We start from the raw sequence: 23,851 nt of genomic DNA, 5'->3' as shown, positions 1-23,851 counted from the left end.
AAGCCCAAAAAGAGCTTCTTCTAGTCGCTTTTTTAGGGCAATAAAAAACTACTTTTTTCCGCTCCGGGCTTTCCATTGCTATCAGGGCTAGGCCTTCAGGGGAAACAAAAACATTTCAATCTCAATGACAATCTCAATTTCAAAAAACAAAAAATCTGCGAGCCAATAACCTAAGTGATAAAAAACAAATATGAAAACCATTATATTCATTATCCAAAAAGAATTCAGACAAATCTTTAGAGACAAAGGAATGTTACCTATTATATTTGTTTTACCCCTTATCCAACTTTTGATTTTATCCAATGCAGCTAGTTTTGAAGTACAAAACATCAAATTCTCTTATATCGACCACGACCACTCTGCCGCTTCTAGAGAACTCATTAGCAAATTTCAAGCTTCAAAATCTTTCAAAATAATAAATCAATTTAATACTAAAGAACAAGCCAATCTCGAAATGCAAAAAGGAAACGTAGATATTATTCTCGAAATTCCAACCCATTTTGAACGCAACCTCATCACCGATAAAACTACCACATTGTCCGTATGTATCAACGCCATTGACGGAGCTTCGGCAGGAGTTGAGAATGTTTATATTTCGCAAATCATTGGAGGATATAACCAAAAAATTCAAAGTGAACTTTTGCAATACAACGACGGTTCCATTGAAGCGCCACAAAACATAGTGACCATTCCCTCTTTTTGGTATAACAATACGTTGAATTATAAAACGTATATGGTTCCAGGTATTTTAGTGCTGTTAGTCACTATGATTACACTATTTCTATCGGCAATGAATATCGTTCGGGAGAAAGAAATAGGCACTTTGGAGCAAATTAATGTCACTCCAATCCAGAAACACCAATTCATTATTGGCAAATTATTTCCTTTTTGGATACTTGGTTTGGTGATTCTTACTATAGGTTTGCTAATTGCAAAATTCGTTTTCAATGTCCCAATGTTGGGCAGTTTGGGTTTAATATACGCGTTTACTTCTGTTTATTTACTACTTATTTTAGGCATCGGATTATTTATATCCAATCATACTGATACCCAACAACAGGCCATGTTTATCTCCTGGTTTTTTATGGTTATTTTTTTATTAATGAGCGGACTGTTTACCCCCATCGAAAGCATGCCAAATTGGGCACAAAATATTACATTGTTGAATCCCATTCGGTATTTTGTCGAAATCATACGAATGGTAATGCTCAAAGGCGCCACTTTTTCAGATATTACAACTCAATTTTCCATTATAACCGCTTATGCAGTTGTTTTAAATACTCTTGCCGTATTGAGTTATAAAAAAGTTAATTAATTTAAATCATTCGATAAAAACAATATTTTTGAATCATCATTAAAATCAAAAACAGAAACATATGAAAAATTTAATCATCGCATTGGCCGTAACCTTCTTCTCTGCAGGAATGAGTGCGAGTGCTCAGGAAACAAAACCAAAAGAAACTACTAAAAAAGAAAGTACTGCAAAAGTCAAAAAAGCATGTACAAAAGATCATAAAACCTGTTCTGCAGAGGAAAAGAAAACCTGTGATAAAACAAAAAGATCCTGTTGTGCTGCCAAAGCAGAGCCAAAAGCCTAATTTTTAATTTATAATTTCCCAAAAAAGAGTGTTTGACCTATCAAACACTCTTTTTTTTTACAATTAAATAAGAATTTCTCATTATAAATCGAAAAAAAATATTAGATTTGGATTGTATCATTAACAAACAAATTAAGATAAAATGAAAATTAAAGCAAAAATTGGAGTAATGCTGCTTCTTGCTACTACGATGGCAACACAAGCGCAAAAAAAACCAAACATTGTCGTTATTATGGGCGATGATATTGGTTGGCTAAATATGGGCTGCTACAATCAGGGATTGATGGCTACCAAAACACCAAACCTAGATAAAATTGCTGCCGAAGGAATGCGATTTACCGATTATTATGCTGAGGCTAGTTGTACTGCTGGTCGTGCCAACTTTATCACAGGAGAAATCCCTTTCCGTACTGGGATGACTACTGTAGGACAAGCCGGATCACCAATAGGATTGCCTGCAGAAGCAATTACAATCGCTACTGCCCTTAAAGGAATGGGCTATGCCACAGGACAATTTGGTAAAAACCACTTAGGAGATTTAAACCAATTTTTGCCAACCGTTCATGGTTTTGATGAATTTCAAGGGTATTTGTATCACTTAGATGCAATGGAAGATCCTTGCCATCCTGGATATCCTCAAGATTTATTGAATGTAGTTGGACCTCGTAACGTAATTCACTCATGGGCAACAACTGTAGATGATGCAACGGTACAACCTCGCTGGGGAAAAATTGGAAAACAAAAAATATCCGATGAAGGCCAAATGTGTCCAGAACGTATGCAAACTGTCGATGATGAGTTTTTGGCAAGTTCTCTTAAATTTATGGACAAAGCTAGAGCCGACAAAAAACCATTTTTCTTGTGGTTGAATCCAACTCGTATGCATATTGTAACACACCTTTCTCCAAAATACGAAGCCATGCGTAATTCAACCAATGGTTGGTCTATTCACGAAGCGGGTATGGCACAGTTGGATGACATTGTGGGTTCTGTAATGAAATATTTGAAAGACAATGGTCTGGACGACAATACTATTGTGGTATTTACAACAGACAATGGTACCGAAAACTTTACATGGCCTGATGGTGGACAAACACCTTTCTTTGCTGGAAAAGGAACTACTTACGAAGGTGGTTTCCGTGCACCGGCGCTACTGCGTTGGCCAGGAAAAGTACCTGCTGGAAAAGTTGAAAACGGTATATTCTCAGGAATGGACTGGTTCCCAACATTCTTAACAGCTGCAGGAGACCCAAACATTACTGCCGATCTTTTAAAAGGAAAAACAGTTGAAGGAGTTACCTACAAAAATCACCTTGATGGTTACGACCAAACTGCTTTGATTACCGGAAAAGGACCATCTGCACGTCACGAAATATTTTATTTCGCAGAAAGTACTTTAGGTGCTTTGCGTGTTGATGATTATAAATACCAATTTCAACAACAACCTGGTGGATGGTTAGGAACAACCTATACTATTGGTGCTCCAACAATCACCAACTTGCGCCTAGATCCATTAGAACGCACAGCTTGGTACACAGGAAACCAAGGTTCATTAGAGTATATGGAATGGTACAAATATGAATTCTGGCGTTTTGTATTGGCACAAAAACAAATTGGTGCAGCAGCACAATCACTTCTTGAATTCCCTCCAATGCAAAAAGGAGCCAGTTTTACTTTAAGTGCTTTAAAATCTGAATTGGAAGCTAAAATGGCTGCTGCAGCTGCTGCTGCAGGATCTAAATAAGAAGAATCAAAACCTACAAATTTTGCGAAATATTTGAATATTTCATAGAATTATAACTAGAAACACCAATAATCATATTTCTAATGATTATTGGTGTTTTTTTTATTAAAATAGTTTAAACCACCTACTAATTTTTATAAAAAGTTTTATATATTTGAGTTTGTATCTTTTATTTATTGAATGACTTTTGATTCAATATTATAGTATAATGACTAGGAGTTTATTTTATTAAAAAAACTATACATCATGGGCTTCACTTTAGACTTTTGGGACTACATCACTTTTGTAGTTTTAATGCTTACAGTACTTTCTTTTCTAATTATTTTATTCTGGTTTGCTGGTTTGCCAGGTCGAATAGCCATTGCCCGAAAGCATCCCGAAGCCGAAGCCGTAAAACTTATGGGTTGGGCTGGATTTATAACGGTACTCCCATGGATTCAGGCTTTTATCTGGGCTTTTAAACCTACAGATATTGTAGATATTAGACGCTTTCCAAACGAAGTGGCTAAAGCAACCGAGGAAGAGATAGAAGATTTAAAACAAAATCCAGGAAAATTATGATATCAGCCTTTCTAACTGTCTTTTTTTTTATCCTTATTTTTTGGTTCATTTTTTTTAAAAAGAAATGGATAACATTTACGTTTGCTTGGGGTGGTTTTGCGATTTTTTTCTTAGCACATGTATTGTTTATCTTTATGATTGGTCTTCGCTTTGTAACACCGTATTCTACCGAAGCCAAAGTGATTCAACATACCATCCAATTAGTACCTCGTTTAAGCGAACCTACTTTGGTAACTGCCGTTTTGGTTCAACCCGATGTTCCTGTCAAAAAGGGACAAGCCCTTTTTCAATTCGACCGTCGTCCTTATGAATTTAAAGTCAATCAACTCAAAGCACAATTGGCACAGGCCAAACAGGATGTAAAAATCATGCAAGCAGATGTGGTTATTGCCCAACAAAAATTAATAAAAGAACAAAGCGAATCGAGTTTTATAGCATACCAACAAAATCTGACCACCAGTCTGGCCAAAAATGGTGCGGGTCCTCAAGAAGACGCGCAAAGAAGCGATGCACAACTCAAAAAGAATACCGCTGCCATAAAAGAAGCAAAAGCCGAATTGGATCGGGCCAATATAAGATTGGATTCGAACATCAATGGCACCAATACAAAAGTGGCCGAAATTCAGGCACAACTCGATCAAGCCGAATATTTTTTAGAAAACACAACGCTATATGCGCCCGAAGATGGTCATATAATCAACTTGCAAGTACGCCCCGGAATGGTTGCTGGCGATTATCGCATAGGCGCAATCGCTTCTTTTATTTGCGATTCGGGTCCTTATCTATTAGCCAATTATTTTCAAGAAAATTTAAAATACGTAAAAATTGGACAACCGGTAGAAGTGGCACTCAATTTATACCCAGGTCAAATTTTTACTGCAAAGGTTGAAGCCATTTGGAAAGCAAATGGAGTAGGTCAATTAATGCCAAGTGGAACTTTACCCAATTTTGAGCCTGTTTCTCCAGATTTACCTCAAAATCAGTTTGCCGTAAAAATAGTTTTTGATGCAAAAGACCAATCACAATTTCCAATTGGTACACAGGGAACTTGTGCTATTTACACCAACGGTATGCAGGGTAGTTGGGCTGCTTTACGACGCATCGGAATACGCACTTATACTTGGATGAACTGGTTGTACCCAATGCCTTTCTAGATGAAACCACTTTCTAAACACATTCGAAATTGGAAATCTTTGACCTTAATAGGTTCAATAGGACTATTGCTTTATGGATGTGCACTCTCCAAAGCTCCGGAGCATAGCGATATTGTAAATGAAACACTTTCTTCAAAAGCGACAATACCTCCTACTTGGAAAGCAGGTAGTGATACCATTAGTGTCTCAAACGATTGGATTAAAACTTTTCAGGATCCAGAGCTTGAAGCTATTATAAAAGAGGCTGTTGCAAACAATTTCGACCTGCAAAAAGCGGCAACAAATGTAACCATCGCGAGCCAAAATGTAATTGTGGTTGGTTCAAAATTGAAACCTCAAATAGGACTAAATTTTGGATACAGCAGTTTGATTGACGACAATAATCAAGGCGCATTTGGAAGCTCAAAAGGATTAGGATTAATAGCATGGGAACCCGATATTTGGGGAAAATTTAGAGCAAATCGCTCGGCTTCTGAAGCTTATTCTCAAGCCACAACACTGGATTTTAAATATGCCAAACAATCACTTGTAGCCATTACTGCAAAAAGTTGGTACCAATCGGTTGAAGCAAATCAAATGGTTGCATTTTCAGAGGAAGTAGTAGCATTATATAAAAACATGTTAGAACTTGTCATTACAAGACGAAACCTAGGCAAAGTAGGAGATATAGATGTAGCCGAAGCCAATGCCAATCTAGATGAAGCCCAAAATGGATTGTTACAGGCAAAAGGAATTAACGAAGAAACCAAACGCTCCATCGAAGTACTTCTGGGCAGATATCCTTCAGCCGAAATCAAAACTGTAAAAAACTTCCCGATTCTACCCCTTGCCGTAAAAACAGGAATCCCCTCCTCCTTATTGGAACGACGCCCTGATATAATGGCTGCTGAACTATTAGTCGTAAGCGCTTTTAGAAAGGAAGAAGTATCTCGACTCAACATGTTACCCAGTTTCTCTTTTAATCTTTTTGGAGGACTGTTAAGCGACCACATCCTTTCGTTGCTTAAACTAAACCCATTGATGCTCTCCGCTGGAATAGGCATGAGCGTACCTGTCTATACAGGAGGCATGCTCAAAGCAGAAGTACAAATAGCAACAGCCCAACAACAACAAGCTATTGCCAATTATGGCGGTGTAGTACTCAATGCTTTTCAAGAAGTAGAGAACGGAATTATGTATGAAAACCTGCTGTCACAAAGTTTGGCTCTCGAACAAAAGGTAATAATCAACCGTACTGAAGCAGTGCGCATTGCAAAACTAAAATACCAAGCGGGCTCCATCGATTTACTTTCGGTTTTACAATTGCAAAATGCTTTGATTGCGAGCCAAAAAAATCTAATTTCATTACAAAACGAGCAATTGGCCAACCGTATCAATTTGCACTTGGCATTAGGCGGGAATTATTAGGGATAAATCTTATATTTTTTTAAAAAAAATAAAAAATAAAAAAGAGAGATAAACAAAAGTTAAATATTCATAAAAAACAAAACAAAAGTAAGCAACCATTGAAGTTTTAACATTTTTTTTTATAAATTTACGAAAGAAACGATTACAAAATTTCCCCCAATTTTTCTAACCGTTTCTTACAAAAAAATAATGTAAAATTAATATTGATTAACAACCTACTTCTTTAATCAATGTTAATTTGGTATTTGACTATATAATAAACAGAACGGAGTCATTTTATTCTTTATAAAAAAATGCAACGTAAATCATTCTTCTTTAGTTTTATTTCTAAGGAAGATTTCGCTTATGCGAACAATTTAAAACAAAAAACTAAAACAAAAACCATGAAAAAATCACTTTACCTAACTTTATTTGCAATTGTATTTGGTGGTACTACACTATTTGCACAAGAAGAAAAACCAACGCCTACAGTAGCGCAGCAAGAAATGATGGCATTGGCAAAAGCTTCCCAAAACCCCGTTGCTGATATGAATACGATTCCAGTTCAATTCAATTGGATATCAGGCGGTGGATTGGGAAAAGAAACACTTTCACAAACCTTAATTCAACCCGTTTTACCTTTGCCACTTACCGAAAATTGGAATATCGTTTCCCGTACCATCGTTCCGGTAATGAATATTCCGGCAGCGGGTGGTGAACGTTTACACGGTATTGGCGATATTCAGGAGCAAATCTATTTTTCTCCTTCCAAACCAAAAAGCTTAATTTGGGCAGTTGGTCCTGTTCTTTCATTGCCTACTGCAACTATTGAGGAAATTTCTACAGGTCAGTTTGCAATAGGACCTAGTGTGGTATTATTGGCAATGCCCGGTAAATTTGTACTGGGTGGAGTAGCCAACCAAATGTGGCGCTTTTCAGGAAACGACACCACTACAGCAATAAACTCGTTGTTTGTTCAGCCGTTTATCAATTACAACTTCAAATTGGGTTGGTCTATTTCGACTGCCCCTTCGATAACAGCCAATTGGGCCGCAGCATCCGATCAACAATGGACGGTTCCTGTAGGCATGGGTGTTTCAAAAATAACCATGATTGGCGGACAACCCCTAAATATTTCATTGCAATACTATCACAATGCCGTTCGCCCCGATAATGCGGGTGCCGATCAGGTAAGAATGGTAGTCGCGTTTCTTTTTCCCAGAAAAGGATAAAAGTTTGTTTTTTTTTAAACACTCAACTATAAATAACATTTAAAAACTGAAATTATGAAAAAAAATCTATTAGCATCTTTATTTATTTTAGGCGCTATGATGCTGAGTCAGGCACAATCCAAACCAAACATTTTACTTATTGTAGGTGATGATGTGGGTTATGGTGATTTAGGTGCTTATGGTGGTGGAGAAGGGCGTGGAATGGCTACACCGAACTTCGACAAAATGTCCCAGGATGGTATTACATTCTTTTCATTTTACGGGCAACCAAGCTGTACTCCAGGGCGTGCTGCCATGCAAACAGGTCGTTACCCAAACCGTAGCGGTATGACAACAGTGGCTTTCCAGGGGCAAGGTGGTGGACTTCCTGCTGCTGAATGGACAATTGCTTCTGTACTTAAAACAGGTGGCTATAAAACCTATTTTACAGGAAAATGGCACTTAGGAGAATCGGACTATGCCTTACCGAATGCACAAGGATATGATGTAATGAAAAATTGCTTCTTATATCACTTAAATGCCTATACCTACGCAGACCCAACTTGGTTTCCTGAAATGCCAGCTGCACTTCGCGAAATGTATGCCAAAGCTACGAAAGGATCATTGTCCGGAAATGCAGGACAAACCGCAGTTGAAGATTTTTCGGTAAATGGTCAATACGTAAATACTCCTGTAATTAATGGAAAACCAGGTGTTGTCGGGATTCCATATCTTGATGAATATGTAGAAAAAGCAGGTATCGAATTTCTTACTGATGCCGCAAAATCAAAACAGCCTTTTTTCATCAATCTCAATTTCATGAAGGTACACCAACCCAATATGCCTGCACCTGAATTTAAAGAAAAATCGGCTTTAAAAACCAAATATGCAGATGGCTTAGTCGAACTGGATACTCGTGTGGGAAGGATTATGGCCAAACTAAAAGAATTGGGATTAGACAAAAACACTTTGGTTTTCTTCACAACTGATAACGGTGCTTGGCAAGACGTTTACCCAGATGCAGGTTATACTCCATTCCGTGGGACAAAAGGTACGGATCGTGAAGGGGGCAACAGAGTTCCTGCCATTGCCGTATGGCCAGGCAAAATCGCTGGTGGTATTAGAAACCACGATATTGTAGGAGGTCTGGACTTCATGGCTACTTTCGCAGCTATCGCAGGAGTAAAACTACCGGAAAAAGACAGAGCGGGAGAACCAACTATTTTTGACAGTTTTGATATGTCTCCACTATTATTTGGAAAAGGAAAATCAGCTCGTGAAACCTGGTTTTATTTTACCGAAAATGAATTGTCACCGGGAGCTATACGTTGGCACCAATACAAATTCCAATTTAATTTACGTGGGGATGATGGTGTAGCAACTGGCGGTCTGGCTGTAGATACCAATTTAGGATGGAAAGGAGCTGAAAAATATGTTGCTACTGTTCCTCAAATTTTCAATCTTATGGGAGATCCACAAGAGCGTTATGATATTTTCATGAACAACTATACTGAATCTACTTGGTTGGCTCCAGTAATGGGAATGCAATTGGAAGCGATTATGAAAACGTATGTACAATATCCGCCCCGTAAATTACAAAGTGATGGATATACCGGGCCAATTACAATTACAGACTACGAAAGAATGGAATCTGTAAAACAACAATTAAAAAACTATAATATTGACATTAACGCAGGTCAATAAAATATGTTTTTAGTTGTATAAAAAAATCAACGGTTTACTGAAGTAAATCGTTGATTTTTTAAACATTAATATAACTAAATAAAAAAAATGAAAATGAAAACCAAATTAATCGCCCTCTTGCTTATCGCAACGACTTTTTGTACCTATGGACAAAATGAGAGCGAATTAAAAAAAATCGAGAATGAAATCCTCAGAAACCCGCTACCCTCTTGGAATGCAGGTGCAACCAAAACAAGTATCCTTGAATTTGTAAAAAAAACAACCAAAAAAGGAAGTCCAGATTATGTAGCTGTCGAAGATCGTATCGCCTGTTTTGACAACGATGGAACGCTTTGGGCAGAACAGCCTTTTTACTCGCAATTGTTTTTTGCCTTAGATCAGGTAAAACTGATGGCCCCACAACATCCCGAATGGAAAACTACCCAACCTTTTCAGGCCGTTTTGGAAGGTGACATGAAAACGGTATTGGCAGGAGGAGAAAAAGCAGTATTCGAAATCGTAGCAGCAACCCATTCAGGAATGGATACTGATACTTTCAATAAATCGGTAAAAACTTGGATTGCCACTGCCAAACACCCAAAATTTGACAAGCTGTATACTCAAATGATCTATACTCCTATGGTTGAGTTACTGAAATATTTAAGAGCGAACGGATACAAAACATTCATCGTTTCGGGTGGTGGTGTCGATTTTATGCGCCCTTGGACTGAAGAAACCTACGGAATTCCTCCCTATCAGGTAGTGGGAAGTTCCGTAAAAGTGGCTTATGACACTATAAGCAAACCAAAATTAATGAAACAACCTGCCATTAATTTTATTGATGACAAAGCTGGGAAACCGGTGGGTATCTATCAATTCATTGGCAAAAAACCCATTTTTACAGTTGGAAATTCTGATGGCGATTACGAAATGATGCAATGGACCAACACCGCAACAACACCTCATTTTGCGATGTTCATTCACCATACCGATGCTGTTAGAGAATGGGCTTACGATAGAGATTCAAAAATCGGACATTTATCTGTTGGATTGGACAATGCCAAAAAATACGGTTTTGTTATTATGGATATGAAAAATGATTGGTTGCAGGTCTTCCCGTTCCAAACGGCTGAAAAACCAAAAAAATAGGGATTTAATAATTTTAGAGTGTTCGTTTATATATATAATTTAAAAATCAATTAAAAAATGAAAAACAAATTCCCCCTAGCATTACTGTTACTGTTTTTGGTTTCTTTTGTTGGAGTTGCTCAAAAAAAGCAAACTTCAGGGAAGCAACCAAATATTCTTTTCATTATGGGTGATGACATTGGCATCATGAATGTAGGTGCTTACCACCAAGGCTTAATGGTTGGCGAGACGCCTAATATAGACCGCCTTGCAAAAGAAGGTGCAAAATTCATGACCGCCTATTCGGAGCAGAGTTGTACCGCCGGCCGTACTGCGTTCGCGACAGGAATGACTCCGTTGCGCGCAGGTATGATCATGCCACAGTTGCCTGGTTCAACCAGTTCGCTGTTACCTGGCACCCCTCATATCGCCAAATTTCTACTCGATCTTGGTTATAACACGGGCGAATTTGGTAAGAACCATTTGGGTGATAAGCCGGGTTCATTACCGACGGCTCACGGCGTTCAGGAATTTTGGGGCTATCTGTATCACCTAGATGCAATGCAAGGTGTAAGTTTTCCGGATATCAACAGCTCACCATTGGTTCAAAGTATTTGTCTGCCATGTAAGAACCTACCTATTCCAGGTGTACCAGAGGTTCCCGGGGCTATTGATCCAAAAGATGGAACCTGTATGACTCCACCTCGCCCTATTCTTTGGTTGAAATCTTCCGATGGTACAGAGAAGAACCAAACAGGTAAGGATGAAGGTCCGCTTACACTAGAGCGTTCTAAAACCGTGGACGAAGAAATATCGGCACACGTAATTGACTGGCTCGACCGCAACAACCCGAAAAAGACAAACAAACCTTTCTTCTGCTGGTACAACCCGGCACGTATGCATATAACAACCGTATTGTCGCCTAAGTACGAAGCGATGCTTGGCGTTAAGGGTGGCAAAGACTGGGGTCCAAATGAAGTGGGTATGAAGCAGATGGATGATAATATCGGCTTGGTGTTTAAGAAATTGGAGGAAATGGGCGAGATGGATAACACCATCATTGTTTTCACCACCGACAACGGAGCAGAAACTATTACTTTCCCTGATGGAGGTGTTACACCGTTCCGTGGCGGTAAGCTTACTACTTGGGAAGGCGGTATGAGAGTCCCATTACTGATCCGTTGGCCAGGGCATATACAGCCGGGGATAATGAAGGATCAGATCTTCTCGATGATGGATTTTTTACCTACCCTTGTTGATATCGCAGGTGGTCCCAAAGGCGACGACCTAAACAAACAGATTATGGCTGGAAAATACCCAGGAATTTTGAAAACCACATTGAGCGGTGTGAATCAACGTGCGTATATAGAAGGTACAGGAGATTCTGCGCGCGAGACCTTTTTCTACTACAGTGGAACCCACCCATCAGCGGTGCGATACAAAAACTGGAAGATGTACTACGCAATGGCACCTTCTGACCCTTTGGGTGGACTTTTGGGAGTGCAGAGTTATCACTGGACACAGGTGTGCAACATCAAGCGTGATCCGTTTGAAGGTTCTATCATGAATGAAAACACTTTGTTGGGTATGGCCGGTGCACTAGCCGGGCCTACCACTGCTTACCTATATGACTGGAACATGTTACCGATCGGACAACTACTGTGGATGAAGGAGTTGATGAGCTACAAAGAATTCCCTGCGCTACAGACCCCGTCCAGTTACAACTTGGATCAGATTATTACAGAAATGCAGGAATCGAAAGTGGGTAGCCACGCGGGCGAATAGTAAAATTAACCCGTTGGGAGAAATTCAAATAAAATAAAAATTTAACCATATAGAATCATAGATTAATGCAAAATAGGCAAAGAATAAATAGAAATAGCACTATTTCACACATAGAATAGCTATGTGAATAGTAAAACGTCTATTTCTTTCTTTTAAAAACTATAAATTCTATGTTTCTATCTGGTAAAAAATAATTTCATCCAACGAGTTAAAATTATTTTGCAACCTTAAAGTTTAAATAGATTAAAACCTCCTTTTTTAAGGAGGTTTTAATGTTACTAACAAAAAATAATATTTTTTTAAATAATAACTTAAAAAAACAATTAAAAATGAGGAACAATATTTTTACAACCTATAAACGCTTCTTCTTAGGATTGTTTATATCCATTTTGAGCATTGGTTTTACAAACACCTTACATGCATCAACCCCTACCATTGCTGAAGAAATTTCAGGAAAAATACAATTAGCAAAGAAACCTGTAGCAAAAGCAACGGTACAATTTTTTGCTACCAGCGAGGGAGCTCCAAAACTACTTTCGGAAACAAAAACCGATGACAAAGGCTTTTTTAAATTGAATGCAAAAAAAGCCGAAAATTCAACAGCTTATTATATTGTAGCAAAAGCAACCGATAATACTGTAACCTTAGTTCTTTTATTGAGCAGTGATATTCCAAAAGAAGTAACAATAAATGAACTGACAACAGTAGCTTCCAGTTTTACTGCTGCCCGTTTTATTAATGGAGAATCCATCTCTGGAAAAGCACTTGGATTGAAAATCGCTGCTGGCAACGTTCCAAATCTGGTTGATCCTGTAACAGGCAACTGGGGAAAAGTATTATTAGATCCTCTTAACAGTACACAAACTACTACTTTGGCAAACATCAATACATTAGGTTCTTTAATTAGCGCTTATGGTACTATTGCTTCAAGTGATTGGAAAACTAGGTTTTTGCAAGCTTCAAATACAACAGCTGGCACAACGCCAAAAAGCACTTTTGAAGCCATGGCAGGAATAGCCAAAGCGCCATGGGTAAACTCAAATACACTATTCGGTTTATTCAATGAGGTCTATCCTCAACCTGCTGATGGTTCAAGACGAAGTGCGCCTTTTATACCCTACTTGGCTTATACTCCAGACGATTTTACGTTAAGTCTATGTTTTGCAGGTGGTGGTATGTGTGCAAATGGAAGGTTTATGTTTGATGCAGAAGGTAATCTTTGGAGCGGTCAAAACTGGATGCCGGGTTCACAGTCTGGTGTTGTCAACAGTATCGGTGGAGGAGTTATAAAAATGACTCCGAATGGAACCGCACTGTCACCAGCCATAACAGGATTTACCGGAATGGGATTGGATGGTGTTGGTTGGGGTACTGCCGTAACCAATGATAACGTTTGGGCTACAAGCTTTAACGGAAAAATATTAGTAATGGACTTTAATGGTAATCCTATCGGGGATGAAAGCATCTTTCCATTCAAAGAAAAATTGAAAGGTCTTATGGGAATTGGTGTTGCTACCAATGGTGATGTTTGGGTGGCAGATGGTTCTAACAATCAATTGCTATATTTCCCAGGTGGGAAACCAAAAGACGGACGTATTGTCAAAGTAGCGGGATTAAGTTCTCCTTTTGATATTGTGATCGATCCGCAAAACTATGTATGGGTCAGTAACTCTCAATCTGATAAACTCATACGTTTCCCTGCAAATGATCCTACAAAAACACAAACTTTTACTTGTGGACTCAGTGTAAGAGCTTTAGCATTAGACTCTAAAGGAAATGTTTGGGTAGTAAGTAATATGTCTTTGGATTTTCCTGTTCCAAAAGTACCTGAAGGCGCTTCTATTATGGAACAGTTTGAAATATTGGGTGGAGCCATGTTAACCTATCCTAAAAGCACTGGATTGGTTCACATGATAACCCCAGACGGAGTCATGGCGGCACCTGCAGGCTATGATGGTGGAGGACAAATTGATGTGCCATGGGGTGTAAATATAGATGGAAATGATGATGTTTGGGTAGGAAATCTTGGTCCACGTACCCGTAGTGTGGTATTGATGGCCGGAAACAATACACAAGGGCATCCTGCCGGAACAAAACCAGGTGATGTCATTCACTCGTTTACTGGCGGTAGCATTCAAATGTTGACCGACGTAGCAATTGATCCCGCAGGAAATGTTTGGGCTGCCAACAATTGGAATGATGCTATTGCTGCTACTTCAAAAGATCCGAAACGTTCTATCTCAACTTGGGGTGGTGGCTCTGGACTTACCATAATCTATGGAGTTGCCGCTCCTGTAAAATCTCCAAGAATTGGAATCGTCAGAAAACCATAACCACTATTTTTAAAAGTGTTTTTTAACAAGGTTGCCCGTTTATCCTTTAAAAAAAGGGGTAAAAACGCATGGTTAAATTATCAATAACCCATTGAAAATAGATGATTACCAATTTTCATAAAACAACAAAAGCGAACCGATTTCTCTGTTCGCTTTTTTGCTTTCACTAGTTCCCGTTATAGTGGTTATTCCATCCCAAACCTTGATTTTTTTGCGGGGATAGCATTGTCATTATTCACCACAAAATATACCCCCATTGGTGTCAAATTTTCAGCCAGACGGGAGCGGGTTTCACCAGGGTTAAGCAACACCGTTCCGGGAACATCCTGATTGGTTGCCGCCGAAAGACTAAAACACACTGCGGCATCTCCGCTGTTTTGCACCGTGTAGAAAGTGTTGGCTTCATAAACCGTGGCGGTATGTATCGTAGCGACACTGTTGGGCAAAATTTCTTTTATTACTGTGGGTTCTGTTGCTACTAAGTTGCAACGTGTACAATTCTATTTTTTTGTCCCTGATTTTATACCGACTATTAAAGAAATCTGAGTAAATCTTTTTATCGGTTTGATATTTGCAACGGAAACTCCTAAAATTTAAAATAACAATATCAGTGATAACTATTATTGTTTAAATTTACATATCTTTAGCTATCAATCATTTATATTCAAATTCCTCAATCGTTTACCGTTTTATTTTTCATTGATTTCATTAAAAAAGAACAACATTATAGTCATAATACGCATTCAAATAGTGTAAAAATAGATCACCTTAATAATTTAATTTAATCTAACAAAAAATGAAAACAACTATCAAATTACTGCTCCTGTTCGTGCTGGCTTCTACAAGCTCATTTGCACAAAACCCCTCCATACAGCAAAGCATTGCACTTATCAAACAGAATTTTGAAGCCAGTAAAATAAGTGCCAAAAAATATTCCTGGATAGAAACCACCACTGTTTTTATAGATGGAAATCAAAAATCGGTAACCCAAAACCAATGTTATTATGATGTAACCGGCACACTGATAAAAGTACCCACTGGCGCCACTACACAAGCAGAAACACCTGGAGGAATTCGCGGAAGAATTATTGCCAATAAAAAAGCAGACATTGAGGATTATATTGCAAAAGCCAAAACACAAATCAAAGCTTATATTCCGCCACAAACATCTGTTTTGGAACAACTCTATAGTGCTGGAGCGGTGGGAATTAAAGTTTTGCTACCTGGTCAAAAATTTGAATTGGATTTTCCCAATTATCTAAAACAAGGAGATTTATTGGCTATTCAAGTTGATATGGTCAATAAAGTACTTTTGGAATATAATATCAATACCTACATGGACACTCCATCAGATGCCGTTACTTTGAATGTTAATTTTCAAAATTTGCCAGACGGAACTACCTATTCGGGTAACATCATCTTTATTGCACCTTCTCAAAAATTAAAAATAGTGGTAACCAATTCTGGGTATAAACTGGGTTCAGGACAATAACAAATTTCATTTTTCGAGATATTAAAATCCAATACACCTAAGAGAATTGGACTAGGATTATATTTCCATTAATACTAAAAACATGGATATGGAATTAGCAATGTGGAAAGGATTGATTTAAAATTTTTTCCCTTTTCCAAACATCCAAAAAAGCGCCACACAAAAAATTACTTATTTATCGAAAAAACAACCATCACAAAACAACCCTAAAACAATCTTTTTTTTTTCATTTATACTACTGATTTTAAATCAATTATAGCAACTTTTTTTTTCATTATTTATTCTGTTTTTTGAAATATTTTTATTATTTTTAATCAAATTTTTCTTCAAAAAAATTAAAACAAAACCAGAATAAATATTTTTTTTAAAAAACATCAAAAAATGAAAGCAAAAATCCCCCCTAGCGTTTTCAGCCTATTGTCATTATTTTTTTTGATAACATTAAACTCTATTGCTCAGGTTCAAACCACAGGTGTTCCTGGCTCTCCGAGCGCCACTACAACTGCTGGCAAACAGCTCCCGCACCCAGATCCTGTATTTGGCGGGACGATTAAGGAAAAAGCATCTGAATCAATGCCGTTTTGGGCACCACGGGTCGTACCACCTAAAGGTGCGCCAAACGTGCTACTGATTATGACTGACGATTGTGGTTTTGGCTCGCCTAGTACTTTTGGTGGTGTCATCCCCACTCCGGCCTTAGATCGAATTGCTAAGAATGGGTTACGTTATACCAATTTCCATTCCACATCGCTCTGCTCACCTACCAGAGCAGCGCTTATTACGGGACGTAACCACCACGTTGCTGGTTTTGGAGTGGTTGGAGAAATCGCAACTGGATATCCAGGCTACAATTCCGTTATTAGAAAAGAGAATGGTACTATAGGTGAAATGTTAAAAGGTAACGGCTATGCTACTTCGTGGTTTGGAAAAGAACACAACACACCTTTCTATCAAGCTACCCAAGCTGGACCATTTGATCAATGGCCTGTTGGTATGGGCTTTGAATATTTTTACGGCTTTGTTGGTGGTGATGCCAGCCAGTGGCAACCCAATCTTTACCGAAACACGACTGCAATTTACCCATTTCAAGGCAAACCAGCTGGGACTTGGAATCTCACCACTGAGATGGCTAATGAAGCCATACAATGCATGAAAGAGATCAAAGCAGTTGCGCCCGATAAGCCGTTTCTTGTTTATTATGTTCCTGGCGGAGTTCATTCGCCACACCATCCAACCGAAGAATGGATTAAGAAAATCAGTGACATGCATCTTTTTGATAGTGGTTGGAATAAATTGCGCGAAACCATTTTTGCCAATCAAAAACGCTTGGGTATAATGCCACCAAATGCCAAACTTACCGAATGGCCAAAGGAACTACCTCAATGGAAAACGCTTAATGCAAAACAAAAGAAACTTTATATTCGTCAAGCAGATGTTTATGCTGCTTATCTAGCCTATACCGATTATGAGATAGGTCGCGTTATTCAGGCAGTTGAAGACCTTGGCGAGTTAGATAATACATTAATCATATACATAAGCGGCGATAACGGTGCTAGTGCCGAGGGAATGCTTGATGGAACTCCAAACGAATTTACTACATTTAATGGTGTTCCGGTACCCATTAATGCTCAATATCTCTTTTATCCATTTTGGGGATCTGACAAAACATTTCCACATTATGCAGCACCTTGGGCATGGGCAATGGATACCCCTTTCAAATGGGTAAAACAGGTAGCATCACATTTTGGAGGAACTGCACAGGGCGTAGCCATGTCATGGCCAGGTCATATTAATGATGTAGGTGGTATTCGTCGTCAATTTCATCATGTCATTGATATTACTCCAACCATTTTGGAAGCTACCGGCATTGAGCAACCAGAGACTATAAATGGGATAGTGCAGCGCCCAATGGATGGCGTGAGCATGGCTTACACTTGGGATAAAGCAAATAAAAATGCGCCCTCCAAACGCACGACACAATATTTTGAGATGCTCGGTAACCGTGCCATTTATAACGAAGGCTGGGTTGCCTGTACAACACCTGCTACATTGCCTTGGGAACTTAGTTCGGGTAAAGCACCAGATGTAATTACCGGCTACAAATGGGAACTTTATAATGTTGCACAAGACCCAACCGAATCCAATGATTTAGCGACCCAAATGCCAGACAAACTCAAGACATTACAAGCTTTGTTCTATGCTCAGGCTGCAAAGTATGAAGTACTTCCGCTTGACAACTCGACATTATCACGTTGGAATTCCCCTAAGCCGAGTCTTGCAGCAGGACGTACTGAATTTACCTATTCGGGTGTACTCACTGGAATTCCAAACAGTGGCGCTCCGAGTACTCTAAATAAAAATTATACCATTACTGCCGAAGTTACTATTCCAAAAGGCGGAGCGGAAGGTATGATTGTTACTGATGGCGGACGATTTGGCGGCTATGGCTTGTTCTTGAGTCCAGCATTCGATTGGTGGGATAATGCCGTTTTATTTCGAAATATAGGATTAGGAATTTTAGCTTTTGGTTTGTTTCTAGTTTGGCGTGCAAGAAGTAAAAACTGGTCACGATTCAAAATGAGAACCAGTCAAACGATTTTAGGGTTAGGTGGCACTTTATTAGTTGCTATTGTTATTACAAATGTTTTCAATATAGGCAGAGGAAAACCAGTATTTTTATACAACTTACTAGACCTTAAACGTACAGTATGGTCGGGTCCAGCATTGGACGAAGGTAAACATACCATTGTTTTTGACTACAAAGTAGACGAACTAGGTTTGGGTAAAAGTGGAAAAGGAGTACTTATTGTTGATGGCAAAGAAGTTGCAACCAATACGATGGAACATGGAATACCAATAACCATTCCGGAGGACGAAACTTTCGATATCGGCAGCGATACACGAACTGGCGTTTCACTATTAGAATATCGTTATGAAGTTCCGTTCAATTTCACTGGTACAATAGACAAACTTACATTCAAACTACATCCAGATTCAAAGCCCGTACCAAAGCCTAAACCAATTTTAACTGAATGAAAAAAGTACTTGTAATAGCTTTGCTCAACAGAAAAATATGAACCAATTAAGAATTTTATAAAACCTAAAAAAATGGAAGCAAAAACACTTTTAAAACTGACTATAAAAGCACCACATTCTATCTACTTAATTGTCTTTGGTCTTGCTTTGATCACTTCATTGCAATCCTGCAAAAAAAACGATGCTATTAACCAAGCGGGACAAGCTGATAAACTGGCTGGAATTGCAGTTCCGAGTATTTCTGAAACTAAGGCTATTGCACAAGAAGCATTTGTTTACGGATTGCCTATTGTAATGAATTATGCCATAATGAATGAATATGTTATTAATAAGAATTCAGGACAATTCAAAGCCCCTTTTAATGTAATTAAGAACGAAAACCGTGTTTTTACTTATGAAGATACAGCGGTAATTTCGCCTAATAGCGACACTCCTTATTCATTGATTTGGTTGGATTTACGAACTGAGCCCATTGTGATTTCAGTACCAGCAGTAGAAAAAAATCGTTACTATTCTGTCCAATTAATTGATGCCAATACCTATGTTTATGGCTATATTGGTAGTCGAGCGACAGGTAGTGAAGCTGGGAATTATCTCATTGTTGGTCCAGATTGGAAAGGCACATTGCCCAAAGGAATTAAGAAAATATTCAGATCAGGAACTCCTTTTGCAATTACTATTTTCAGAACGCAGCTTTTTAATGCAGCAGATATGCCTAATGTTGCTAAAGTACAAGCTGGTTATAAATCGCAACCGCTGTCTCAATTTTTAAATCAACCTGCGCCTGTTGCCGCTCCTAAAATTGATTTTCTTCCTGCAACAACCGCTGGAATTAAAACCAATTTTTACCAATATTTAAACGCAGCTTTAGCATTTATACCCGAAACACCCGAAAATAAAGCCATTCATGCTAAACTAGCCAGTATCGGGATTGGTCCTAATAAAAAATTTGAATTTAGTGATTTATCATTAGAACACAAAGCGGCTGTTTTATTAGCGATGAAGGCTGGAGATGACATGGTTTCTAAATATTTAGTGGGCAGTGCAGTAAAGCAAATTAATGGTTGGGGATTAGCAGCACTATTTGGGGATGCTTCTTTTTATAATGGAGATTGGCTTAAAAGAGCTGCTGCCGCAAAAAATGGCATCTATGGTAACGAAGCTGTCGAGGCCGTTTATCCTTTGACAAGAACTGATGTAAATGGAGAAACTTTAGACGGCAGTAAACACAATTATACCCTTACTTTCAAAGCGGGTCAGTACCCTCCAGTAAATGCCTTTTGGTCGGTTACCATGTATGATGGTAAAACCGAATTTTTGATTAAAAATCCTATTAATCGTTATTTGATTAACTCTCCGATGTTGCCCAACATGAAAAAAAATACGGATGGATCATTAACTATATACATCCAAAAAGATAATCCAGGAGCAAACAAGCAAAGCAATTGGTTGCCTGCACCAAATGGACCAATTTATTTAGCAATACGTTTATATTGGCCAAAAACAGAACAGCCATCTGTGCTCCCTGTAGGATCAGGAAGCTGGAGTCCTCCTGGAATTGTTCAGACAAATTAGAACGTTTTACTATTTTAAATCAAATCCATGAAAAAAGTACTTGTATTTACTTCAATAGCTGAAGCCCTGACAGGATTGGCATTGCTGATCGTCCCTTCTCTTGTAGGAAGATTGTTATTTGGAAAGGAACTTACCGGAGTCGCCATTCCTGTGGCGCAAATGTTAGGCATTGCACTGATTTCATTGTCAGTAGCCTGTTGGCCTAAGTGGTCAGTAATTTGTGGTATGTTCACTTACAGTACACTCGCAACATTCTATCTCGCTTATGTAGGTCTTGAAGGAACATTTATTGGACAACTACTATGGCCTGCGGTTGGACTTCATGCGATATTATCCCTAGCTCTTGCTAGAATATGGTATCAGTTACGAAAAACTACTAATAACATAAATAGCGATAGTAATGATTCTAATTTCTAATGTTTGATTTTTTGTTTATTAGTTAAATCAAGAAGATTGGCTTGCTAATTCATAATTATATAAAAAACAAATTTTAACTTAAAAAAAATAGAAACGCCCTCAAATAATTAAAATGAATAATTAAGATTATAAATTAAGAACGGGATAATAACAAATACAAATTAATAATTTAAACCCTTAAAAATGAAAACAAAAGCAATTTTAAATTTAAGTGCATTATCATTATTCTTTTTGATAACACAGCTATCAATAGCTCAAATTCAAACCACAGGTACGCCAGGGTCCCCCAGCTCAACAACAACAGTCGATGGCCGATATATTCCCAATCCACCTTCTCCGTTTGGCGGACAAATTGGACTTAGTACTGCCGATTCAAAACCCTATTGGCAACCGCAGATAGTGCCGCCAAAAGGAGCACCAAACGTTTTATTAATCATGACTGACGATGCTGGCTACGGAGTTTCGGGAACTTTTGGAGGCGTAATTCCAACACCTAACATGGATCGTATTGCAAAGAATGGAATTCGCTATACACAATTTCACTCTACTGCCTTATGTTCTCCAACACGTGCTGCATTAATTACTGGTCGAAACCATCATATGGTAGGCTTTGGTGTTGTTGCCGAACAAGCCACTGGTTACCCAGGATACGATTCAGAAATTGGTTTAGATAATGCTACAATTGGAAACATTTTAAAACAAAATGGTTATGCAACATCATGGTTCGGAAAAAATCACAATACACCCAGCTATCAATATAGTCTTGCCGGACCTTATGATCAGTGGCCAATTGGAATGGGCTTTGATTATTTTTATGGGTTCATGGGTGGCGAAGTCGATCAGTACCATCCCTTCTTATTTCGTAATACCACACAAATATTTCCTTGGAATGAAAACCCAAAATACAACATGATTACTGGCATGGCTGATGATGCCATTGACTATTTAAAACAATTGAATGCAGCTGCTCCTGAAAAACCTTTTTTCTGCTATTATGTTCCCGGTGCTACACATGCTCCACATCAGCCAACTGCCGAATGGATTGCTAAATTTAAAGGAAAGTTTGATATGGGTTGGAATGCTATGCGTGATTTGATATTTGCAAATCAAAAGAGATTAGGCGTAATTCCCCAAAACACGCAACTTACTCCCTGGCCAGACGATCTACCAAAATGGGAAACCCTTACACCTGACCAGAAAAAATTATTTGCCCGTCAAGCTGAAGTTTATGCCGCTTTTGTAGCTTATACTGATTATGAAATTGGTCGAGTTATACAACAGGTAGAAGACATGGGCAAACTAGACAATACACTGATCATTTACATTGAAGGGGATAATGGGACCAGTTCAGAAGGCTCTATGAATGGAACTCCTTTTGATCTTGCAGCTTTACAGGGCATTGTTATCCCTGTAGCTGATCAGTTAAAATATTTAGACGCTTGGGGATCGCCATCCACTCAACCACATATGGCTGTTCCATGGGCATGGGCTTTTAGCACTCCTTTCAAATGGGTAAAACAAGTGGCTTCGCATTTTGGTGGCACACGTCAGGGCATGTGTATTTCTTGGCCAAATAAAATTAAAGATGTTGGTACTATCCGAACTCAATTCCATCACATGATTGATATTGTGCCAACGATACTTGATGCTACAGGTATTCAAGCGCCTGTTATGTTTGATGGTATACCTCAAAAACCAATTGAAGGGATAAGTATGGTCTATACCTGGGACAAAGCAAACACTAATGTGCCTTCCAATCGAACAACACAATATTTTGAAATGTTTGGTAATAGGGCCATTTATAATAATGGATGGTTGGCTTGTACCACACCTCCTGCAGGCCCATGGCTGTTGGGAACAACAAAAATGCCTGATGTGGTTAATGGTTATCAATGGGAATTATATAATGTTAAAGAAGATTTTTCAGAATTCAATGATCTAGCCTTGAAAAATCCTGACAAACTAAAAGAAATGCAGGAGCTATTTTTAGCCGAAGCTTCCAGAAATAATGTGTTCCCACTAGACAACAGTATTTTACCGCGCGTACTTACTCCCAAACCAAGCTATACTGCAGGTCGGGATTTGTTTGTCTACACAGGCGAAATTTCTGGAATTCCACCTAGTAACGCTCCTAACATTTTAGGTAAATCATTTACAATTTCAGCAAACATTGATGTACCAAAAGATGGCGGCGACGGCATGTTGGTTACTGAAGGTGGACACTTTGGTGGATTTGGTTTATATATACTTAAAGGTAAACCAGTTTTTACTTATAATGTTTTGGCATTAAAACAATTTAAAGTACAGGGAAAATCAGCATTATCGGAAGGTAAACATACCATTGTCTTAGATTTAAATTATTCCGAACCAGGATTTGGCAAACCTGCTAAAATGGTTTTAAGTGTGGATGGAAACGAAGTGAGTAAAGCCGATTTAACACAAACCATACCTTTCATCATGACCCTTGATGAAACCTTTGATGTAGGTGTTGATACACGTTCCGCTGTTGATGACAAAGATTACAAGCTTCCGTTCCGTTTCGATGGCAAAATAAATAAGCTTTCAATTCAACTGAAGTAATGCTTTGTAAATAGGTTAAATTTTCATACAAATATGAGCAGTCGACTACTGTAAATTCCTTAACGAATTATTTAGGATAATTAAATCAGAAGTCAACCATAAATTTGGATAGCCTAAATTATCTATTACAAATATCAAAACTTTGCAAGATACTTTGAATAATCCTAA

At 38.4% G+C, this 23,851-nt stretch carries 17 protein-coding genes; 16 read left to right on the top strand and 1 reads right to left on the bottom strand.

Annotated features, from left to right (window positions below; all coding sequences use genetic code 11):
* The first annotated feature begins 190 nt into the window (after positions 1-190).
* The 11 genes from OLM57_RS11070 to OLM57_RS11020 all read left to right on the top strand — a co-directional run bounded on the left by OLM57_RS11070 (position 191) and on the right by OLM57_RS11020 (position 14,583).
* Positions 191-1,315, top strand: a complete 1,125-nt coding sequence (locus OLM57_RS11070; RefSeq protein ID WP_264563758.1) for an ABC transporter permease — start codon at positions 191-193, stop codon at positions 1,313-1,315.
* A gap of 61 nt (positions 1,316-1,376) precedes the next feature.
* Positions 1,377-1,598 (top strand): hypothetical protein, encoded by a 222-nt coding sequence (locus OLM57_RS11065; RefSeq protein ID WP_264563757.1) that lies wholly within the window; start codon positions 1,377-1,379, stop codon positions 1,596-1,598.
* 142 nt (positions 1,599-1,740) lie between these two features.
* A complete protein-coding gene (locus OLM57_RS11060) occupies positions 1,741-3,342 on the top strand; it encodes an arylsulfatase (protein WP_264563756.1) in 1,602 nt (533 codons plus the stop codon).
* 246 nt (positions 3,343-3,588) lie between these two features.
* A complete protein-coding gene (locus OLM57_RS11055; RefSeq protein WP_264563755.1) occupies positions 3,589-3,903 on the top strand; it encodes a DUF3302 domain-containing protein in 315 nt (104 codons plus the stop codon).
* A 134-nt stretch (positions 3,904-4,037) separates the two neighbouring features.
* The gene (locus tag OLM57_RS11050; RefSeq protein WP_264563754.1) at positions 4,038-5,057 is read left to right on the top strand and encodes an HlyD family secretion protein; all 1,020 of its coding nucleotides are present in this window, start codon (positions 4,038-4,040) and stop codon (positions 5,055-5,057) included.
* Positions 5,058-6,464, top strand: a complete 1,407-nt coding sequence (locus tag OLM57_RS11045; protein ID WP_264563753.1) for a TolC family protein — start codon at positions 5,058-5,060, stop codon at positions 6,462-6,464.
* A 383-nt stretch (positions 6,465-6,847) separates the two neighbouring features.
* The gene (locus tag OLM57_RS11040) at positions 6,848-7,675 is read left to right on the top strand and encodes a hypothetical protein (RefSeq protein ID WP_264563752.1); all 828 of its coding nucleotides are present in this window, start codon (positions 6,848-6,850) and stop codon (positions 7,673-7,675) included.
* A gap of 54 nt (positions 7,676-7,729) precedes the next feature.
* Positions 7,730-9,358, top strand: a complete 1,629-nt coding sequence (locus tag OLM57_RS11035) for an arylsulfatase (RefSeq protein WP_264563751.1) — start codon at positions 7,730-7,732, stop codon at positions 9,356-9,358.
* A gap of 93 nt (positions 9,359-9,451) precedes the next feature.
* A complete protein-coding gene (locus OLM57_RS11030; protein ID WP_264563750.1) occupies positions 9,452-10,486 on the top strand; it encodes an HAD family hydrolase in 1,035 nt (344 codons plus the stop codon).
* Positions 10,487-10,543: 57 nt separating this feature from the next.
* On the top strand, positions 10,544-12,250 hold the full coding sequence (locus OLM57_RS11025; protein ID WP_264563749.1) for an arylsulfatase: 1,707 nt from the start codon (positions 10,544-10,546) through the stop codon (positions 12,248-12,250).
* Positions 12,251-12,579: 329 nt separating this feature from the next.
* Entirely contained in the window at positions 12,580-14,583 is a 2,004-nt protein-coding gene (locus OLM57_RS11020; protein WP_264563748.1) for a hypothetical protein, read from the top strand.
* Between the two features lie 185 nt (positions 14,584-14,768).
* On the opposite strand, the gene OLM57_RS11015 is transcribed toward OLM57_RS11020, so the two are convergent.
* Positions 14,769-15,029 carry a hypothetical protein gene (locus OLM57_RS11015; protein WP_264563747.1) on the bottom strand — a complete coding sequence of 87 codons (261 nt, stop codon included), beginning with the start codon at positions 15,027-15,029 and terminating at the stop codon, positions 14,769-14,771.
* Positions 15,030-15,379: 350 nt separating this feature from the next.
* Here OLM57_RS11015 and OLM57_RS11010 point away from each other — a divergent pair, with 350 nt between their 5' ends.
* The 5 genes from OLM57_RS11010 (at position 15,380) to OLM57_RS10990 (ending at position 23,683) form a co-directional block, all read left to right on the top strand.
* The gene (locus OLM57_RS11010; RefSeq protein WP_264563746.1) at positions 15,380-16,075 is read left to right on the top strand and encodes a hypothetical protein; all 696 of its coding nucleotides are present in this window, start codon (positions 15,380-15,382) and stop codon (positions 16,073-16,075) included.
* A gap of 381 nt (positions 16,076-16,456) precedes the next feature.
* Positions 16,457-19,111, top strand: coding sequence for an arylsulfatase (locus OLM57_RS11005; RefSeq protein WP_264563745.1), 2,655 nt, complete (start codon positions 16,457-16,459; stop codon positions 19,109-19,111).
* A gap of 72 nt (positions 19,112-19,183) precedes the next feature.
* The gene (locus OLM57_RS11000; protein ID WP_264563744.1) at positions 19,184-20,686 is read left to right on the top strand and encodes a DUF1254 domain-containing protein; all 1,503 of its coding nucleotides are present in this window, start codon (positions 19,184-19,186) and stop codon (positions 20,684-20,686) included.
* A gap of 27 nt (positions 20,687-20,713) precedes the next feature.
* Positions 20,714-21,103, top strand: a complete 390-nt coding sequence (locus tag OLM57_RS10995; RefSeq protein ID WP_264563743.1) for a hypothetical protein — start codon at positions 20,714-20,716, stop codon at positions 21,101-21,103.
* Positions 21,104-21,286: 183 nt separating this feature from the next.
* Positions 21,287-23,683 carry an arylsulfatase gene (locus OLM57_RS10990; protein ID WP_264563742.1) on the top strand — a complete coding sequence of 799 codons (2,397 nt, stop codon included), beginning with the start codon at positions 21,287-21,289 and terminating at the stop codon, positions 23,681-23,683.
* The last annotated feature ends 168 nt before the right edge of the window (positions 23,684-23,851 follow it).

This window comes from Flavobacterium sp. N3904 (genome assembly GCF_025947305.1).
Lineage (GTDB): Bacteria > Bacteroidota > Bacteroidia > Flavobacteriales > Flavobacteriaceae > Flavobacterium.
Note: the sequence above shows the minus strand (reverse complement) of the source record. Positions and strands in the feature narration are given on the sequence as shown.

What these genes read in the sequence shown, in the direction of transcription:
- OLM57_RS11070 (WP_264563758.1), top strand. Translation starts at nt 191, where the DNA reads ATGAAAACCATTATATTCATTATCCAAAAAGAATTCAGACAAATCTTT.
- OLM57_RS11065 (WP_264563757.1), top strand. Translation starts at nt 1,377, where the DNA reads ATGAAAAATTTAATCATCGCATTGGCCGTAACCTTCTTCTCTGCAGGA.
- OLM57_RS11060 (WP_264563756.1), top strand. Translation starts at nt 1,741, where the DNA reads ATGAAAATTAAAGCAAAAATTGGAGTAATGCTGCTTCTTGCTACTACG.
- OLM57_RS11055 (WP_264563755.1), top strand. Translation starts at nt 3,589, where the DNA reads ATGGGCTTCACTTTAGACTTTTGGGACTACATCACTTTTGTAGTTTTA.
- OLM57_RS11050 (WP_264563754.1), top strand. Translation starts at nt 4,038, where the DNA reads ATGATTGGTCTTCGCTTTGTAACACCGTATTCTACCGAAGCCAAAGTG.
- OLM57_RS11045 (WP_264563753.1), top strand. Translation starts at nt 5,058, where the DNA reads ATGAAACCACTTTCTAAACACATTCGAAATTGGAAATCTTTGACCTTA.
- OLM57_RS11040 (WP_264563752.1), top strand. Translation starts at nt 6,848, where the DNA reads ATGAAAAAATCACTTTACCTAACTTTATTTGCAATTGTATTTGGTGGT.
- OLM57_RS11035 (WP_264563751.1), top strand. Translation starts at nt 7,730, where the DNA reads ATGAAAAAAAATCTATTAGCATCTTTATTTATTTTAGGCGCTATGATG.
- OLM57_RS11030 (WP_264563750.1), top strand. Translation starts at nt 9,452, where the DNA reads ATGAAAACCAAATTAATCGCCCTCTTGCTTATCGCAACGACTTTTTGT.
- OLM57_RS11025 (WP_264563749.1), top strand. Translation starts at nt 10,544, where the DNA reads ATGAAAAACAAATTCCCCCTAGCATTACTGTTACTGTTTTTGGTTTCT.
- OLM57_RS11020 (WP_264563748.1), top strand. Translation starts at nt 12,580, where the DNA reads ATGAGGAACAATATTTTTACAACCTATAAACGCTTCTTCTTAGGATTG.
- OLM57_RS11010 (WP_264563746.1), top strand. Translation starts at nt 15,380, where the DNA reads ATGAAAACAACTATCAAATTACTGCTCCTGTTCGTGCTGGCTTCTACA.
- OLM57_RS11005 (WP_264563745.1), top strand. Translation starts at nt 16,457, where the DNA reads ATGAAAGCAAAAATCCCCCCTAGCGTTTTCAGCCTATTGTCATTATTT.
- OLM57_RS11000 (WP_264563744.1), top strand. Translation starts at nt 19,184, where the DNA reads ATGGAAGCAAAAACACTTTTAAAACTGACTATAAAAGCACCACATTCT.
- OLM57_RS10995 (WP_264563743.1), top strand. Translation starts at nt 20,714, where the DNA reads ATGAAAAAAGTACTTGTATTTACTTCAATAGCTGAAGCCCTGACAGGA.
- OLM57_RS10990 (WP_264563742.1), top strand. Translation starts at nt 21,287, where the DNA reads ATGAAAACAAAAGCAATTTTAAATTTAAGTGCATTATCATTATTCTTT.